This is a genomic window from Desulfitibacter alkalitolerans DSM 16504, from assembly GCF_000620305.1.
In the GTDB taxonomy this organism is placed as follows: domain Bacteria; phylum Bacillota; class DSM-16504; order Desulfitibacterales; family Desulfitibacteraceae; genus Desulfitibacter; species Desulfitibacter alkalitolerans.
Map to the genome: position 1 here is coordinate 222,656 of NZ_KK211101.1, position 18,768 is coordinate 241,423.

Genomic DNA, 18,768 nt, shown 5'->3' on the forward strand with positions numbered 1-18,768 from the left:
AACAGCAGTTTTGAGGAGGTTAAGATACGAATGTGTAAAATTATAGCGGTGGCGAACCAAAAAGGTGGTGTCGCCAAAACAACCAGTGTCCGAAACATGGCATATTCTCTTGGAGAACTTGGTAAGCGGGTATTGGCAGTGGACTTTGACCCGCAGGCCAATTTGACAGCATCTTTTGTGGACAACAGCACTTCTGTTCATACAACAATTGCAGAAGTTATGAATAAGGCTATGGATGAAGAAGAACTACCAAATAAGGCAGAGTACATTCATTCTCACGGCAAAGTAGATTTTATTCCGAGCAGTATTCATTTATCTGTTGTTGAAGCTAACCTGCGTATGGAAATGGGAAGTGAAAAATTGCTCTCTAATATCCTGGAACCATTGCGCAGCAATTATGATTTTATCCTCATTGATACGAATCCCTCGTTGGGTCCATTGACCATTAATGCACTATCAGCTGCCGACAGCGTAATTATTCCGATTAATCCTGAATATTACGCAACAATGGGACTTACAGACTTAACGAAAACCATTTTAAAAATCAGAAAGAGAATTAACCCCGGAATTCAGTTTGAAGGAATCTTGATGACGATGTGCGATATGCAAACCAATCTTCATAAGGAAGTTTGTGCTGAAGTTACAGAAGCCTATGGTAACGGGATGAAAATTTTTAAAGTGCATATTCCTCGCTCTATCCGGGTTGGTGAAGCAAATCGTTACGGTATGAGTGTCATAGACTTTGATAGGAAGTCAAAGGCGGGGCTTGCATACGGTGAAGTTGCAAAGGAGTTGATAGCAAATGGTAACAAGACCAACAGCTAAGAAGGTAAAATCTCTTGATGAATTATTGCAGGCTGCTGAACCAGCATCAATGCTATCTAAATCAGAAAAAAATTGGATTTTGATGATACCTTTTGATAAAATCAGGCCATATAAAAATCACCCATTTCGTTTATATAGTGATGAGCGATTGGATGACTTGGTAGAGAGCATTAAATCAAATGGTATTTTGATGCCGATGATCGTAAGAAGGATTGAATCTGACGAAAACGGCCATGAATACGAGATGCTTGCCGGTCATAACCGAATGAACGGAGCAAAACTGGCAGGACTTACAGAAGGCCCTTGTATTGTAAAGGACAGCTTGTCTGATGAAGAAGCCCTCATGTATGTGGTAGAAACAAATGTAATTCAGCGCTCCTTTACAGATATGCTGCCGTCGGAAAAAGCGGCCGTGCTTGCTCTCAGGCACTCTAAAATGTTTTCACAGGGCAAAAGAAATGACATCATCAACGAGTTAATAAGGCTCGAAAACCCTGAATATAAAGGGAGTGATGAAACTTGTTCCCCAGTGGGGAACAAGTTAAAATCTCTTGATAAAGTAGGGATTGAATATGGACTTTCAAGAAATACTGTTGCTCGTTTGTTAAGAGTTGATAAACTGATTGCCGACTTAAAGCGCCGGGTTGACTGCGATGAAATTTCCCTGCGATGTGCGGTTGATCTTTCTTATCTTGCTGAGACGGAACAAGAAGAAGTTGAAAAGGTTCTTTCGGAAAACGAGTTCAAAGTGGATATGAAAAAGACTGAAATGCTTAGGAGCTATTCAGTAAACAGCAAACTTAACGAGAAAACCACATATCAAATTATATCAGGTGAGATAAATAGAAAACCAAAATCATTATCAGCTCCACCAATTAAAATCAAGCATAAGGTTTACTCCAGGTTTTTTTCACCTGATACCAAGGCAAGTGAAATTGAAAAGGTGGTGGAAGAAGCGCTTGAACTATATTTCCAAACCCACCCTGACAGAAAGGAGGCTAACACTGCTTGAGAAAAGATGAAAGGTTAAAAACGATCTATGAGACAATCGCTCCCCATATTACCCGGAGCGAGATTGCCTGGCGAGATTACCTTAAGTTTGCATCTAAATTCTTCAAATACAGTTTTGATAATGCACTGCTTGTATATGCTCAAAACCCAAATGTTACTATGCTTGCACCTACGGCAGTTTGGAATAAGGTTGGACGATATGTCAACAAAGGTGCAACAGGTATTGCAGTTTGCGAATATGAAAACGCAAGACTTACTATCAAGCACTTGTTTGATGTTTCACAGACCAATGGCAGAGATGCGATTGCAACAAGCTGGCAGCTTGATGAAGATATGAAGAAGCGTATTGAGCTGCGTCTTTCATATGGGCATAACATAAAGACATCAGGTTTTGCAGACTGTCTTCGCCAAATCTCTTATGAAGCTGTTATGGAAAACCTGGACACTTACCTGCAAAACTTTCAGAATGACTTTGGAAATCACCTGTTTGAAGACCTTCCGCATGACGGGCTGGAAATGCAGCTTCAAGAACTTATCAGCGACAGTGTTTCATATTTTGTAGGGAAAAGATGCGGATTAACTGATGAAGAAATGGAATTAGGATACGGAATGGCTACCATTGCTCACTTTAATACCATTCCTTTAATTGCAAAACTTGGCCATACTGTCACCGATATTTCCAAAGGAATCTTGATTGAAATTGAGCGGAACATAAAAATCATCGAGAAAGAAAGGAGAGCAGAAAATGAGCAAAATAGACGTGAGTTACACAGAGATAGACGGAGTGAATATTCCCAATATCCAAATCTCGAACAACAGCGAGGACGACAGGCCACTGGGGAAATACGGCAGGATGGCAATGGAGTATCTCAAAGAACAAAATCCACAGCGATATATGATTTTGAAAATGGATGGCACTTTGATGGCGACCATGCACTGGGTACAAGAGAAAGCAGTGGAGAAAATAGAGCACATCACACAACAGATGTTAAAGTCCGATCCGATGCCGAACACCGAGGACATCATGGAGAAAACCAGACATATGAACAGCCTGAGATCAGCAGCAGAGGAAATCGTTCTGAACGAACTGATTTACAAAGTGAGATAAGCAGTGAACCTTATATTCCAAATGTGGAGCTATCCGAAAAGAATGAGTCATTAACGGATGGCTCTTTTTTTATGCCCGAAAATGATCCCATCGGAGATTATAATATCCCTGATGAACTCCAAGAAATGAAGGGAACTGATGAGCCGAAGATAAAGGAAAAACTATTGAAAGTTTTGGTAGTAGAACATGACAAAACGCCTTATATTACTGAAATCCATAATGGATATAAGGAGCTTCAAAAACAAGTCGGAGGTACTTTTACTACTATTGAAATTACAGAAGGTATTGATGCGATATGTGCTGATGACGTGGACTTTGACAGCACTTCTATTAACCGCATTGTTAATGGACAGCCGATTTTTGGAACATTTTTGGTTGCAAGAGTGAATTATAACACAGGTGAATATGTTTCTTTAACCGATGCGGATATCGATAAGTATTTTAAGCAATTTGAAGCTCCATTGATTGAAATTACTAATCTACTGCAAGAATTCGAGGATGTAAAAATAAGGCAAGAGGAAAAGGCAAGCGAGCCAAACTTTCAGGAAATAGGCTTTTATAGAATGATGCCGGTAGGTCAAGTATCTCTACCTACAGCTAAAACAGCAATTCAGGATAACCCCATCTATTCTCAAATTGAAGATATTTCAAAAGCTCATAAAGTTGAAACCATTGAAGCAGAGCCAATGCAGAGTAAACAAATGAACCTGTTTGACGTGACACCTAAAAGCCTTGAGGAGCAGCTTATTGAAATTGTGCTTCTTGAAGGTAGTGTAATGCAAGATGGTAAGAAGCGGATATATGATTTTGCAAAGACTAATCCGACAGGCTCAGCATTTAGTGCGTTTTTGAAAGCCGAATATGGGGTTGGAGGTCATTCTGTAAATAAACAAGGGATTGGATTTGAAAACCACAACAGCACTGGTATTGAATTTGACTGGGCCGATGAAAACGGAGAAAAGCATAAAACCAATATAACATGGCTGAGAGCTGCTATAGTTATCCGAAAACTGATTGATGAAGGACGGTATTTGGATTTACAGGAAGTAAATATAGACCAAGATGAAAAGTTTAACTCGCTTAAAAACGAGCTTGAAGAAGTAAAGGCTGAGTTGATTGAGATTGAGAAGAAGTGGGAATCGGGAGCAATTTTTTCTTACAAACAGTCGGAGTATTGGCAGGACCTTGAAGACTTGAAAGATGAACTTGAAAAGGAACTGGCAGAAATAGAACAATACCATACACCGGATGAAAAGGATTCGGAAGAAAAAGAAAGCAAACCGCAGGAGCAAACGGCTAAGGATATTCCCTTATCTGTCGAAGCAAAGTCTGGACAGTCCCGTCATACCAAGTTGAATTTCCGTTATTCCGAGGATTATAACCTATATCCAAACGGAGCAAAAACCAAATATAAAAATAACATTGAAGCAATCAAACTCTTAAAGCGGATTGAAAGTGAAAAACGCCTTGCCAATCCCGAAGAACAGATTATCCTTGCACGTTATGTGGGATGGGGTGGCCTCGCCAATGCCTTTTCTGATACAGCATCAGGATGGGAAAATGAGTATCAGGAATTAAAAGTTTTACTTGATGAAAAAGAATATGAGGATGCCAGAAATTCTACTATTACAGCTTATTATACTGAGCCGGAACTAATAAAACGCATCTATAATGCCATTGAGAAGTTCGGTTTTAAAGGCGGCAGGGACAGAAAGATTCTTGACCCTGCGATGGGAACGGGAAACTTCTTCTCCGTTCTTCCCGATGCAATTGCTGACACACCCCTTTACGGTGTTGAGATTGACAGCATCACAGGGCGAATTGCAAAGCAACTTTATCAAAAAGCCAACGTTTATGTACAGGGATATGAAACCACAAACTTTGAGGATAATTCTTTTGATGTGATTCTTGGCAATATTCCATTCAATAATATAAAGCTGTACGACAAGAGATATGCTGATGAGGATTTTCTGGTTCACGACTATTTTATTGCCAAATCCCTGGACCTTGTAAAACCGGGCGGTATCATTGGTTTCATCACAAGTAAAGGAACAATGGACAAAAGAGATACTGCGGTAAGGGAATATATAGCACAAAGAGCCGATCTGGTTGGTGCTATCCGGCTACCGAACAATGCATTTAAAGCACTTGCGGGGACGGAAGTTACGGCAGATATTTTATTTTTTCAAAAGCTTGACCGCCCAAGAAAAGTTGATAATTATTCATTGCCGGACTGGGTTTTTACCAATACGAGAAAAACAGACTACATCAACCTAAATCAATATTTTCATGAGCACCCTGATATGGTTTTAGGTGAAATGAGGCACAGCAGGAATATGTATGGAAATGAGGAGGGTACAGCCTGTATTGCACCGGAAGGGCAAGATTTATATGCAGAACTTGACAAGGCTATTAATAAGCTCCACGCAACCTTTACCGCAGAAGCTGATAAACCGTTAGAAGCCGCTGAGGAAGAATCAGTGAATGAAGTAACTGAACTGGATGCTCCTAAAGGAACTAAAAACTATACCTATGTGGTGCTGGATGAAAAAATATATTATTGTGAGCATAACAAGTTGATACCACAGGATTATACAGGGAAACGAGCCGAAAGGATTAAAGGGCTTTGTGAAATCAGAGGTGCGCTTTTAAATGTCATTGCTGTACAGACAAGGGATTACAAGCCTGATGAACTTCAAAAAGCGCAGAAAAAACTTAACAGCGTATATGATAGGTTCGTTGACCGATGTGGGTTTATCAATGACAAATCCAATATTGCAGTATTTTCGGATGACGACCAATTTCCGCTCTTACGTTCTATTGAGGATCAGAGCGAGGATAAACAGTCATGGGTTAAAGCACCAATATTTTATAAAGCAACAATCAAATCATACCGTTTGCCGGACAGAGCGGAAACAGCAAAGGAAGCACTTGAAATCAGCCTTAATGTTAAAATGAAAATAGACTTGCCGTATATGGCAAACCTGACCGGTAAAACCGCAGATGAGCTGATTGATGAACTTGGAGACAGAATCTATTTAAATCCACAGAAATACTACGGCAACTATTACGAAGGCTGGGAACTGAATGAAGAATACTTAAGCGGACAGGTCAAAGATAAGCTGCTATATGCAAAAATAAAAGCAGAAGAATATCCGGACCTTTTCACACGAAATGTAGAGGCTTTAGAAGCAGTGCAGCCTCCAAGGCTGCTGCCCGGGGATATAGATTTTCGCATTGGTTCTCCCTGGATACCGATTGAATATTACCGCCAGTTTATGCATGAAACCTTTGGAACTCCTTATAATCTAAGAGATGTTATTGACATTGATTATATGGAGTACACCACCCAGTGGCGCGTTTTGAACAAAACAAGGGACGCCAGTTCTGTTAAGGTTAATAAGACCTATGGAACAAGCAGAGTAAATGCCTATCAGATTTTTGAGGACTGCTTGAACTTACAAAGTACAACAGTGCGTGACCCTGTACCTTATGTGGATGCAAACGGGAAAGATCAAGTAAAATATGTTGTCAATGCCAATGAAACCATGATCGCAAGAGCTAAACAAAATCAAATTAAAGAAACTTTTGGAGCATGGCTGTTCAGTGACAAAGACAGGGCTGAGGTGCTTCTTAATATTTATAATGAAAGGTTTAATACCATCAGACCTCGTGTGTATGACGGTTCTCACTTGATATTCCCCGGTATGAGTGATGAGGTAAAATTACGACCGCACCAAAGGAATTTTGCAGCGAGGGTTATTTATTCAGGTACAGGTTTGGCAGGACATGTGGTTGGTGCAGGGAAAACCGCAGCCCTTATTGCATCAGGGATGTATCTGAAAAGCATTGGAGCCATTAAAAAACCGATATATGTTGTTCCTAATCATTTAACAGAGCAATGGGCAAAAGAGTTCTACCGTTTCTTTCCGCAAGCCAATATTTTAGTGACAACCAAAAAGGATTTTGATAAAGCCAACCGCAACAAGTTTGTTTCCAGAATCGCAATGGGTGATTACGATGCCATTATAATCGGTCACAGTCAATTTGAACGTATTCCCATCTCAAAAGAGCGCCAGGAAAAGCAATTGAATGAAGAAATTAACCAACTATCTTACATTATCAAGAAAATGCGTGATGAAAAGGGCGACAATTGGTCAATCAAACAAATGGTCATCTTTCAAAACAACCTCAAAAACAGGCTGACAAAGCTTGCTGCTGAGGAAAAGAAGGATGACCTTTTAACTTTTGAACAGCTTGGTGTAGATTACATGTTTGTAGACGAAGCCCATGTTTACAAAAATTGTTTCAGCTATACAAAAATGAGGAACGTTGCCGGTATCGGTAAATCGGCAAGCCAAAGGGCTACCGATATGCTTTTAAAGTGCCAGTATTTACAAGAAATTAATAATGGGAAAGGTGTGGTATTTGCCACAGGGACACCTATTTCCAACAGTATGAGCGAGATGTATGTCATGCAGAGATACTTGCAGCCGCAGACGCTTCAAAAAATGGGCTTAAACTACTTTGACAGCTGGGCTGCCACCTTCGGTGAAGTAGTGTCTTCTTTGGAAATAACACCGGAAGGTTCCGGCTATCGCATGAGAAACCGTTTTGCAAAATTTCACAACTTGCCTGAACTCATGAATATGTTTCAACTCGTAGCTGATATTCAGACTGCCGATATGCTGAATCTCCCGACTCCAGATATTGAGGGTGGTAAAGCAGCCATTATCGCAACAGAAGCCACACCATTTCAAAAAATGCTGATGGATACCTTTGTTGAGCGAGCTGATAAAATCCGAAGCGGCGAAGTTGATGCTTCTACCGACAATATGCTTAAACTCACGAATGAAGCTAAGCTCATGTCCATCGACCCTCGATTGATTATTGAAGATGCCCCAAATGATCCGAACAGCAAGCTGAATATTGCCATTGATAAAGTGTTTGATATATGGCAGAAGACCAAAGAAAAACGCTCCACTCAGATTATTTTCTGTGATTCCGGCACGCCTAAGCCCGGACAGTTTAATGTCTATGATGAAATCAAGCAGTGCCTGACTGAAAAGGGTATTTCTGAAGAACAAATAGCTTTCGTTCATGATGCTAAGACCGATGAACAACGTGAAGCACTGTTTGAAAAGGTACGTATGGGTGAGGTGAGAATCTTGCTTGGAAGCACATTAAAACTTGGAACAGGCACAAATGTTCAGGATAAGCTGATAGCTGTCCATCATCTGGACTGTCCTTGGCGCCCAAGTGATATTGAACAGCGCGATGGCCGAATACTGCGTCAAGGTAATGAGAATCCCGTGATAAGTATCTTTCGATATGTCACTAAAGGTACGTTTGATGCTTACTTGTGGCAAATCCAAGAGCAAAAACTGAAATATATCAGTCAAGTCATGACAGGCAAGAGCATTTCTCGTTCATGTGAGGATATGGACGAAACCGTTCTCTCTGCTGCTGAAGTAAAAGCCATAGCAACATCTAATCCACTTCTGGCAGAAAAAATGGAAGTTGATAATGAAGTAGCAAGATTGAAATTGCTCAAAGCTAACTGGAACAATGAAAGGATTATTTTAGAAAGAAACATCGAAAGTCATTATCCAAAAATGATTGCTCATTGTAAGGAAAAAATTGCAGCTCTGGAAAAAGATATTGAGCTGAAAAATCAATCAGTTGGGCAAGAGTTTTCAATGCTTGTTGACGGCAAGACCTTCGATGAAAGGGTAAAAGCCGGTGAAAGGCTTATCATGATGAGTAAGCTCCATGACATTTTTGTAAACGGGGAACCTTTGGAAGTTGGTGCTTATCGCGGGTTTAAACTTTTACTTGCCCGATCTGCATTTGACCAGTTAGAAGTGCAAATCAAAGGAGCATCAACCTATCGTGTTGAACTCGGTGATTCCGAGCTTGGAAGTGTTACAAGGATTGAAAATGCTGTAGAGAAAATCGACAGCATACTGGCACAGACAAAGCAAAAACTTGAGGATGCGATTGTACAACTTTCCGAAGCCAAAAAGGAAGTAGTAAAACCATTTGAATTTGAAGAGCGCTTAGCAGAGTATTCAGCACGTCAGGCAGAGATTAATACAAAATTGGAGTTTAAAGAACTCAGGCAGCAGGAGGAGGTTATTATTGATGAAAACGGACAGGAAAGCGATTCACGGTATTCATCTGATGACAGAGAGCCTGAACATGCAATTGCAGAACGGGATATCTAAGGATGTTATTTTAAAGCCATTTTAAATTACTTTATTTTGAAAGGATGTGATCATAATGCCGATGGTTGCGGTAAAACAGCCCTATGTTTTGTTCGTGGTAAATGATGATACGCCACAGCATCCCCGTGCGGAACAAGATAATCTCGGAACAATGATCTGCTTCCATAGCAGATATAATCTTGGTGACGAACACAGCTTTCATGAGCCGGACGATTTTTTGATGGATCTTTTGGAAAAAAAGCTGGGCGACTATGAAGAAGCCGAGGAAAAATTCGAGGAACTTACAGAGGAGATTGATATTTCTTTGTATCGAAATCGCTATGGTGCATACAGAAAAGCCATCCATGATAATATCTTGGATTATCTTTCGAGCAGTTTCGTTATCGAGCCTATTTATCTTTATGACCACAGTGGAATTACAATCAATACAACCGGTTTTTCCTGTCCTTGGGACAGTGGGCAGGTAGGCTGGATTTATGTTTCATACGATAACATACAAAAGGAATATGGTGTGGTCACTCCTGAAACTATTGAAAAGGCAAGACAGGTTTTAATCAGCGAAGTTAGGGAATATGATTATTACCTTACCGATCAGTGCTACGGATTTAAACTGTATGAAAGCAACGAGGAAATAGCAAGCTGCTGGGGCTTTATGGGTGAAATTCGTGATGTGCAGAATGAAATAAAAGAGTATTTGCCGGATGACTGCAAAGATATTGTTGAATCCCTGGAATATCGATATGACGATGCAGATATTGAAGATATTTTGGAGGAGATAAAGGAACTGGATGAAGAAATGGAGGTATAGCCTATGCAGACGCAAACCCGGAAGGCATATCGCCACTTTACGGAGGAAGAAATACAAAGAGCAAACTGCGTAAGCTTAATTGATCTTGCACGTCAGTATGGTTTTGAACTTGAGAATGGAGGAAGAAAAGCACTTCATGCAAAAAAATCGGGTGGGTTGTACATTTTTAAAGACAGCAACCGTTTTTATCACTGGACTGCCGATGAAAAAGGCGGTCCTATTGATTTTGTGATGAAATACGGCAATATAACCTATCCCGAAGCCGTTGCACAACTGCTTGGTGAACGTTATGAACCTTATATTCAAACTGTAGTACCTTATGAAAAAGAAGAGAAAGGCCCGCTGATTATTCCTGATAAGGCAGAAAATTTTAAAAGAACCTATTGGTATTTAATCTCCATCCGAGGTATTGAACCGGAAATTGTATCCGTACTGATGAATGAAAAGAAAGTTTATCAGGAAGCCCAATATGGAAACTGTGTGTTTGTCGGATACGATGAGAGCGGTATTCCTAAGTACTGTTCCATGCGCGGAACCTATACTGATAAGGCATTTAAAATGGATGCCGTTAATTCCGATAAGAGCTATCCCTTTGTGATCGGAGGGAAGAGCGATATGGTATTTGTTTGCGAAAGTCCCATTGATGCCATGAGCCATGCTACCTTTGCAAAACTCTATGGACATGATTGGAGGCAGGATAACCGCATCTCTCTCGGATGTACCTGGGATGGCGCCCTTGAACGATATTTGCAGTGGCATCCTGAAATCAAAAAAATAGTATTCGCCTTGGACAATGACTACCTTGCTAAAGATAAAGACGGATGTTATAGAAACTGGGGTCAGATGGCTGCAATGAAATGGTGTGATAAATACAGCGAAAAAGGCTACGAAGTAGCAATCCACAGACCGCATCTCAAAGACTTTAACCAGGATCTGATTGAAACCCGGAAAGGAAGAACTGTAGCTGAGCTTGACGCCATGCGTGAAGATGAACTGAAAGCCGAATTTGAAAAGGATGCCGTTGATGAGCCGAATGAGGAACTTGACATGGAGGAGGTTGAACCATGAACTTTCTTTTCATCAGTATGAAATCTTCCCTTTTGGGAAGCCCCGAACCTAAAGGGGAAAGGGTTTAATCCCTTCCCCTTTGAGGTAAGGCAGGAATAGTGGGGTTCCCACCCCACGAGAAAACAGCTTACCGGCAGTGCCGGTAACGAGGTTCTTGCAGCATTTTTAGTCATCCATTGGGGTGACAAGCGGAAAGGAGGGGTTTTGTGAAAGATAGGCCTAAAAGTAACACTCCAAAAACTCAAAAAAGGTCAGTGGTTTTTTCTACCGAAACCTTGGAACAGATTGAAAAGCTGGCAGTAAAGAAGAATGTGTTTGCTTCTGATATTATTAGAGAATTTGTGGAGAAAGGATTGGCTGTCAATGGATACGAAGAAAACATAGACACGATAACAGCCATCATACATCAGGAAATAGAAACTTCAATTAAATCATTGGCTAACCGTCTTGCAGGAATGATTAACAGACTTACAATTATTTCAGCCGCAGGATACTATGCAAATATCGCCATTATATCGGACTTGATTGATAAAGACAGATACTCTTCTTTTGAAAAAATCGAAAAGCTGGCAAGAAAACGTGCTTTAGTTTACGCCAATATGAAAAGTGCTGATGCAATCGCAGTCTTTATGGATGATGAAGAAATGAAGAAAGCAATTGCAGAAGTTAAGGGAGGAACAGCTGCTTATGTCGATTTTGATGTATAAGCAGAGATTTCGTCCTCCAAATTATAAAAAAACACCTAAATGCAATTATGCCCATATCCGATATATTGCTACTCGTCCTGGAGCATCAAAGAATGAGGGTATGCGTCACGGGTTGTTTGGCAAACTTTATCCCGGTAACTTGGTAGAGTTTGAAACCTGGCAAGAGGTAGCAAAAGAAGTGCGGGAGCTGTCATATAAAAAGGTTAATATATTTAGAAGTGTCATTTCATTCACGCCTCAAACAGCAGCCGAATTGCTTTTAAAAGATCATAAGGCATGGGAGGATTACATTGAGAAGCATATTGCGGTTCTTGCTCAAAAAAATGGAATCAGTCTTAAAAATCTGTCCTGGGCTTGTGCACATCACAATGAAGTCAGTCATCCTCATATCCATGTAGTCTTCTGGGACAAAAACCAAAAGACTATGAAGAATTTTGTTAAGCCGGAAGTAGCCGACAGCATTCGTATACAGCTTATAAAGGAAACCTTTGCAGATAAAATTGCGGATTATTGCAGAGCTAAGGAAAACAGTAAATCAGCACTGAAAGAAACTACAGATCAACTGGTAAAAGGCTTTGATGACTATATGAAATCCATTTACCCTAAGGAATATAAATACTTAAAAGAACTTGTAGGGAAAATTGATGAAGATGATTTAGCAGCCATTCCGCTTGATGGAGTATTGAACGGTATCAACCTATCTCCATTATCGGTCCGTCTGTTTCAGCTTAAAGACATAATGCCGAAAAAGGGAAGGCTTTATTATCAACTGCTTCCGGAAGAAGTTAAAGAGGCAATTGATGAACTGATAGCTGATTTAAAACAAAGTGTTCCCTACATTAAAGATTTAATAAATGAATATGCAGAGATAAAGTCAAAGCTTGCCATGCTTTATGATACAGACCCTGAAAACATCAACAAGCACAAAGATAAGGCAGTAGATGAAATGGACAAACTGATTGCCAATAAAGTGCTTGGTGTTGTCAAAACAATATTAAATAAGGAGCGTGAGCTTTCAAATGTAGAATTTACAGAAGCCAGAAAAATTTATTATACCGAACAGATGGTTTATGAAATCTTGATTATGCTGGAACAAAACACATCAGATTTAAACATGGACTATGATGATGCAGAAAAAGCAATGAGTACAGAACTGTCGAAAAGGGCGAAAAAAGAACTATATCTAAAAAACAGGGACAAGAGTATGGAGAAATAAGTTTTCCATATCCTTTTTGATTAACAGGAAAGGAAAATGATAAAATGCCTGACTAAAACAATATCAATATCCTGAATGAAAGGGTGATAATTTTGGTTTCAAAAAAGCAATTATACAGCGAACTTTTTAAGCGGTTAAAAAAGGTACAGCTAACTATTAAAGAACCTGAAATATCCGATGTAACAGCAGAAATTTTTAACGATACCGGAGGGCTGGTAGCCGTTATAACCGCAGATGACAGGCTGATATATAGTGGATGCCAATGTGAAAGTGCCAATATTATAGTGGAAATTGCTTCGGACTTAAAAAAGCAGTTTAATCTTTCCTCAGACTTGCCTGTTAAGCCGATAGGGAATCTGCCAAACGGGTATATGAAGCTTTATGAAGTTGGAGACATTGTAATGGGATGCCGGTTGTCCCCTCTGATTGGTTATGAGTATGCTACATGGAAAAAAGGAATGGACTATGACAAGTCGGAAGTCTATTACTATGCTCGGCAGTTTTTATGTTTTAAAGAAGCACAACAGGATTTTGCAGAAAGATGTGGCTTTATAGAAAAACAGCAAAAAGTCAAAAGGGATAACCTGTTTTCCAATGCCGAACTTTCACTTCTGCTATCTTGCTGTATCGAACGTGTAAAGTTAGATGCTGCACTTACATCAGAGGTAGAGAAAGCTATAGGCGATGTTATCTCCAAAATTGAGCAGATTTTGCCTGCCCCACCGACAGATAGTGAACAGGATGTTGAAAGCGAGAATGTGAGGTGCTTTCGATGAGAAAATTTAGTAACGAATTGTATCGGGCATTTTTAGGACGAGCGTACACACTTGGATATACTGTGGTTGAATTTGAAACTGTCGGCCAACCTGTGGAATTTTACAAAGGCAGAGAATATATTTGTTCTTTGATGCCGGATGGTGAAATTCATTATAAAGATAACACAGCAGTTCGTGATGATGTATTCCGATTATCAGAATTATTTTCTTCCATGAAACATGCTTACGATCTTTATGAAAAAGCTGAAAATCTGCCGTTTGATAGTGTGAAAAATTACAAGGTGCTTTGTGAGTTTGGAAATTTTCTTTTGGCAGCAATGATGGATAATAACGATCAGTTGAGGTTCGTAACGTGGAGGTATTCGTATAACCGTGACAGTGTAGCTTATGGACACTACTTTGACACCGACTATGACGGAGCAAGGCAGGATTTTGCAGTACGTGCCGGTTTGATTGATGAGAAAAAACTGTTCAAAGAAAATGAACTGGTAACTTTATATGAAGCATGTATTTTCAGGGGCAGAAATGACAGAGAAATCAGCTTTGATGATGAAAAGAGGTTGATGAATGTAATGAACAGGATTCAAGAAAATATTCCGAATTTGTCATTGGACTGCCATGAGCAAAATCATGAAGCAGAGAGCGAATTGGATAGATAAATTTAAATAAACGGAGGAAATTGAATATGAAAAATACATTAAAACGGGCGATGGCAATTGTTGCTGCTATCGCTCTTATTTTAACCCTTTTTGGCGGTGCTGCTTATGCTGCTTATGCTGCTTTTAAAGTATTCCCCGATGCAGCGAATCATTGGGCAAGAGAAACAATTGAAAAGCTATCACAGGAAGGCATTGTAAACGGATATCCTGACGGTACGGTTCGCCCGGATGCGACTATTACCCGCAGTGAATTTGTAAGTTTGCTGACATATAGCTTAAAGTTGGAGGGTTATACCCACACCGGCCCCGATACCTTTGATGATACGGACAAACATTGGGCAGAGAGTTTCATTGAAGCTCTTGTCAAAAACAAAGTAATCGCAAAAGAAGATTACGGAAAAGATTTTAAGCCTGACCAGCCTATCAGCCGTATGGAAATGGTCCGCATGATGGTACGTTCCATAGGCAAAGCAGATATGGCTAAGATCATGACAGGAGATACGCCTTTTGTTGATGACGGTCAAATTACTAAAGAAGATAAGGGATATATCAATGTAGCGGAAAAGTATGGTTTGTCCTATGGTTATCCCGATAAGACCGTGCGTCCGATGGCGTACAGTACCAGAGCGGAAGCCTTTGCGATGATTCTGCGTCGCTTTGCGGCTATGGAGCGTATCTCACAAGAACAGGCAGACAACAATAAAGAGCAGGAAAACACCAAGCCGGATGAGAAGTCAAATCGCAGTAATAGCGGTGGTGGCAGCGCAAGCTATCCGGCGGCAAAGGTAGAAATCTCACTGCCCAATTATAGCCATATCGATACACCGTTTGAGGTAAAGACAACTTTAAGCCATGTGAAAAATCTTGAGTGGACAATTCAAAAGAAAGATACAGAGTCACTTGCAACAGATGTTTTGGAAGGAACACTCAACAAGGATGGCGGTAAGATTTGCATTAAAGAGGCGGGAGATTATAAAATAACGGCTACCGCAACCAATTATGGCAATAAAAAATACACTTTCAGCAAGGAAATCAAAATCTATCCTGTACCAGATATAAGCATTGATCTTAACGGTAAGACGCATATCGATAAAGAGGTTGAAGTCAAAGTGGTGGTAAAAGATAACAAAACTGTAACATGGCGTCTTTTTAAGGACGGAAAGCAAGTAAAATGGGGTGAATATATTGAGGGCAATCTGAATAATGATGGAGGTTCTATCAGCTTCAAGGAAAGTGGCAGTTACTCCATTGTTGCAGTCGTCATTGATGAAACGAACCGTGAGTTCACAGGAAAAGCCGATATTCAGGTCTATCCTGTGCCACAGTTGACACTAAATATGATTAAAACAGCACATACCGATTCAACGGTAAACGTAACGGTAGAAAGCAAGGATTTAGGGAATCTGGATATTGTCTGGCAGCTTGTAAAGGATGAGGAACAGGTTAGCTTAAAGGACTGCATCAATGGAAATCTTACCAATGAAGGTGGCAATATTCAATTTAAAGAAAAAGGTTGGTATACTCTTAGAGCTGTTGTCATTGACATAACGGGCAGAAAATTTGAAGCTGCTGCGCAAATTACTGTTTACCCTGTGGCGAGCTTTACCTTTTCCCTGCCTGCAACAACCCATACCGACAAAGAGATTGCCCTAATGGTGACATCCTCCGAAATCGGGGATATGAAAGCAGTATGGAGCATTACCAAAAATGGTAAGGATGCGGCACTTTCAGACTGTATCGACGGATCGCTTTCCAATGAAGGAGGTACTATCCGTTTTAAAGAAAAGGGAGTCTATATCTTAAAAGCTGTGTTGGTTGACTCGACAGGCAGGGTATTTTCTGATGAGGCAAGTACAGTTGTATATCCGGTGGCAGTTACAGGCTTTTATTTGCCGGAAATTGCACATACCGATACCTTTGTAGAAGTCAAAACCTCATTCCTGGAAACACAGGGGCTTGAGGTTCACTGGAGTTTGACGAAAGATGGTAAAGAGATTAATTTGAACGACTGTATTGAAGGAACGCTTAACGATAACGGAGGTACTATCCGCTTTAAGGAAAAGGGGGACTACCATTTAAAGGCTGCGGTGATAGACAGCACCGGACGTAGTTTTGAATACACCTCACCAGTTATGGTTTATCCCGTGATCAACATGGACTTTACAATAGAAAAAACCACTCATACAGATAAGCCAGTCACAGTACAAACACAGCTTATTGAAGCAGGTAAGCTCCCTGTTGTATGGAGTGTTACAAAGGACGGAACGGAAGTTGCTGTTTCCGATTATATCGAAGGCAGTCTCGGAAATGATGGAGGAAATATCCGCTTTACTCAAAAAGGCAGTTATACGCTGACAGCTACTATTTCCGATGAAACGGGCAGAAGTTTCAAAAATAGTAATGAAATCAAGGTATATCCGATTCCGCAGCTTGTATTTACTTTGCCCAAAGCTGCTCATACCGATGATATTATTACCGTCAACATTACAACTGCCGATATGGACGGATTGACAGTTAAATGGTATGTGAACAATATGCAAGGTTTTCAGGATTGGGATACCTATATTGACGGCACACTTGTGAATAATGGTGGAGACATTCGTTTCAAACTTGCGGGAAACTATGGCATTGAAGCAAGTGTGACAGATGAAACCGGAAGAGTATTCCAATTCAATTGTGAAAATAAGATCGAGATTCTCCCTGTCCTCTCCATAGAATTTAATCTTCCTCAGATTGCCCATACAGATACGGATATTGATATTCGCACTACAGGCGATATGGGAGTGCTGCCGATTGAATGGAGTTTAATGAGAAACGGTCAGCCTGCTAAATGGGATGAGTCAGTCAATGGAACGATGAATGAACAAGGTGGAAAAATCCGTCTAATGCAGGAAGGTGAATACCTCCTTACCGCAACAATGACCGATGTTTTAGGCAGAATTTTCAGCTATAGCGCACAAATCAGCGTTTACCCATTGATAAATTGTGATTTCTCGATGCCGAGCAGTGTACGTACAGGAGTACCATTTGAAGTAACAGTCAGTCAGGCTGCAAATCCTGGTGGCAAAAATATTGTTTGGAGCCTTGAAAAAGACGGGCAATCTATACCGTTGGATGGCAATATACAGGGTAATTTGGGAAACCACGGCGGAACTGTGACAATCAGTACACCGGGAAACTATATTTTGAGTGCCACCGTTGTTGATGAGCTTGGCAGAACATTCACCTCAAAACAGAGCGTTGAAGTAATTAATACAGCTCCCGCAAAGCCGGTTGCAAACGCCAATGTAACCCGTACATTTAGTAGTGGTAAATTTCTTGTTGAGATTTATGCCAACAGCAGCGACCCCGATGGAGATGAAATTACTTATGAATATAGTGGAAAGGCTGAAGATAACTATTATACCGTTGGTAATCATACGGTAAGGGTAAGAGCAAAGGATAACTATGGCGATGTTTCCGACTGGACAGACGTAACCTTTACTATCAGCAATGCAGCACCGTCAAAGCCAACTATTGTGGCAAATGTTACACGAAACGCAAAAGACGGGAAATTTCTTGTCAATGTTTCTGTTAATAGTACCGATGCAGATGGTGATGAAATTATCTATGAATACGATGGAAAGGCTCAGGACAATTACTATCCTGTAGGTACTCATACGATAAAAGTAAGAGCAAAAGACAACTATGGCGGTATTTCCGAGTGGTCAGAAGTGACCTTTACTATCCAAAATTCTGCACCTACTGCACCTGTTATTACAAGGACACCAGCCGGCAACAGCGTTGCACCGGGTACACCTGTTAAAATCACAGCAACTTCCAATGATGCAGATGGAGATGCCATTACCTATGTTTGGGAAAACCGTCCTGCTGAAACTTATGTTTATCCACTGGGCAAAAATGTAGTGAAGGTTAAGGCAGTTGACAGTACCGGAGCTGAATCTTCATGGTCGGCTATTGTATTTTTCGTGGCAGATTCCACAAATGGCGGCGGTATGGTGCTTACTGGCCCGGATTCAGTTATCATGGAGAACGGGTTGGAGGGAGCTACTATTACGCAATACACCTTTACTGTACCGCCTGTCAGCGGACATAGCGGAAGTGATTTTGGACGAGTAAGGGGATATAACATTAAAACAAATTCATGGGATCAGCTTGACTATCAAACAACCAAAAATGGTATAACGTTCCAAAGAAATCTACCGACAGGTACTTATTCCAAGCTAGAGTTTTACTACTATACTAACCATGATTGCATGTATAACAAGTCTAACATTACTTATTCTGTAAATTACTATTTTGATTAGATAGAAACATGATGATAACCGCCTTGAAAAATATCAGGGCGGTTATTCTTCTTAAT

Annotated in this window: 10 protein-coding genes; all 10 read left to right on the forward strand. The window is 40.4% G+C overall.

Annotated elements, in window-relative coordinates:
* Window positions 1-30 precede the first annotated feature (30 nt).
* The 10 genes from K364_RS0112925 to K364_RS0112970 all read left to right on the forward strand — a co-directional run bounded on the left by K364_RS0112925 (window position 31) and on the right by K364_RS0112970 (window position 18,712).
* A complete protein-coding gene (locus K364_RS0112925) occupies window positions 31-825 on the forward strand; it encodes a ParA family protein (protein WP_028308366.1) in 795 nt (264 codons plus the stop codon).
* On the forward strand, window positions 803-1,837 hold the full coding sequence (locus tag K364_RS0112930; protein WP_028308367.1) for a ParB N-terminal domain-containing protein: 1,035 nt from the start codon (window positions 803-805) through the stop codon (window positions 1,835-1,837). The genes K364_RS0112925 and K364_RS0112930 overlap by 23 nt, the downstream gene beginning before the upstream one ends.
* Window positions 1,834-9,171, forward strand: a complete 7,338-nt coding sequence (locus K364_RS24045; RefSeq protein ID WP_277995584.1) for a DUF3846 domain-containing protein — start codon at window positions 1,834-1,836, stop codon at window positions 9,169-9,171. The genes K364_RS0112930 and K364_RS24045 overlap by 4 nt, the downstream gene beginning before the upstream one ends.
* 55 nt (window positions 9,172-9,226) lie before the next feature.
* Window positions 9,227-9,979, forward strand: a complete 753-nt coding sequence (locus K364_RS0112940; protein ID WP_028308368.1) for an Rpb4 family DNA-directed RNA polymerase subunit — start codon at window positions 9,227-9,229, stop codon at window positions 9,977-9,979.
* A 3-nt stretch (window positions 9,980-9,982) separates the two neighbouring features.
* The gene (locus K364_RS0112945; protein ID WP_028308369.1) at window positions 9,983-11,047 is read left to right on the forward strand and encodes a DUF3991 domain-containing protein; all 1,065 of its coding nucleotides are present in this window, start codon (window positions 9,983-9,985) and stop codon (window positions 11,045-11,047) included.
* Between the two features lie 206 nt (window positions 11,048-11,253).
* Entirely contained in the window at window positions 11,254-11,754 is a 501-nt protein-coding gene (locus tag K364_RS0112950) for a hypothetical protein (protein WP_028308370.1), read from the forward strand.
* Window positions 11,735-12,970 (forward strand): MobP3 family relaxase, encoded by a 1,236-nt coding sequence (mobP3, locus tag K364_RS0112955; RefSeq protein WP_028308371.1) that lies wholly within the window; start codon window positions 11,735-11,737, stop codon window positions 12,968-12,970. The genes K364_RS0112950 and mobP3 overlap by 20 nt, the downstream gene beginning before the upstream one ends.
* A 92-nt stretch (window positions 12,971-13,062) precedes the next feature.
* Window positions 13,063-13,746 (forward strand): hypothetical protein, encoded by a 684-nt coding sequence (locus K364_RS0112960; RefSeq protein ID WP_028308372.1) that lies wholly within the window; start codon window positions 13,063-13,065, stop codon window positions 13,744-13,746.
* Window positions 13,747-13,808: 62 nt separating this feature from the next.
* On the forward strand, window positions 13,809-14,405 hold the full coding sequence (locus K364_RS0112965; protein ID WP_156946478.1) for a hypothetical protein: 597 nt from the start codon (window positions 13,809-13,811) through the stop codon (window positions 14,403-14,405).
* A gap of 26 nt (window positions 14,406-14,431) precedes the next feature.
* Window positions 14,432-18,712 carry an S-layer homology domain-containing protein gene (locus tag K364_RS0112970; RefSeq protein WP_028308374.1) on the forward strand — a complete coding sequence of 1,427 codons (4,281 nt, stop codon included), beginning with the start codon at window positions 14,432-14,434 and terminating at the stop codon, window positions 18,710-18,712.
* The last annotated feature ends 56 nt before the right edge of the window (window positions 18,713-18,768 follow it).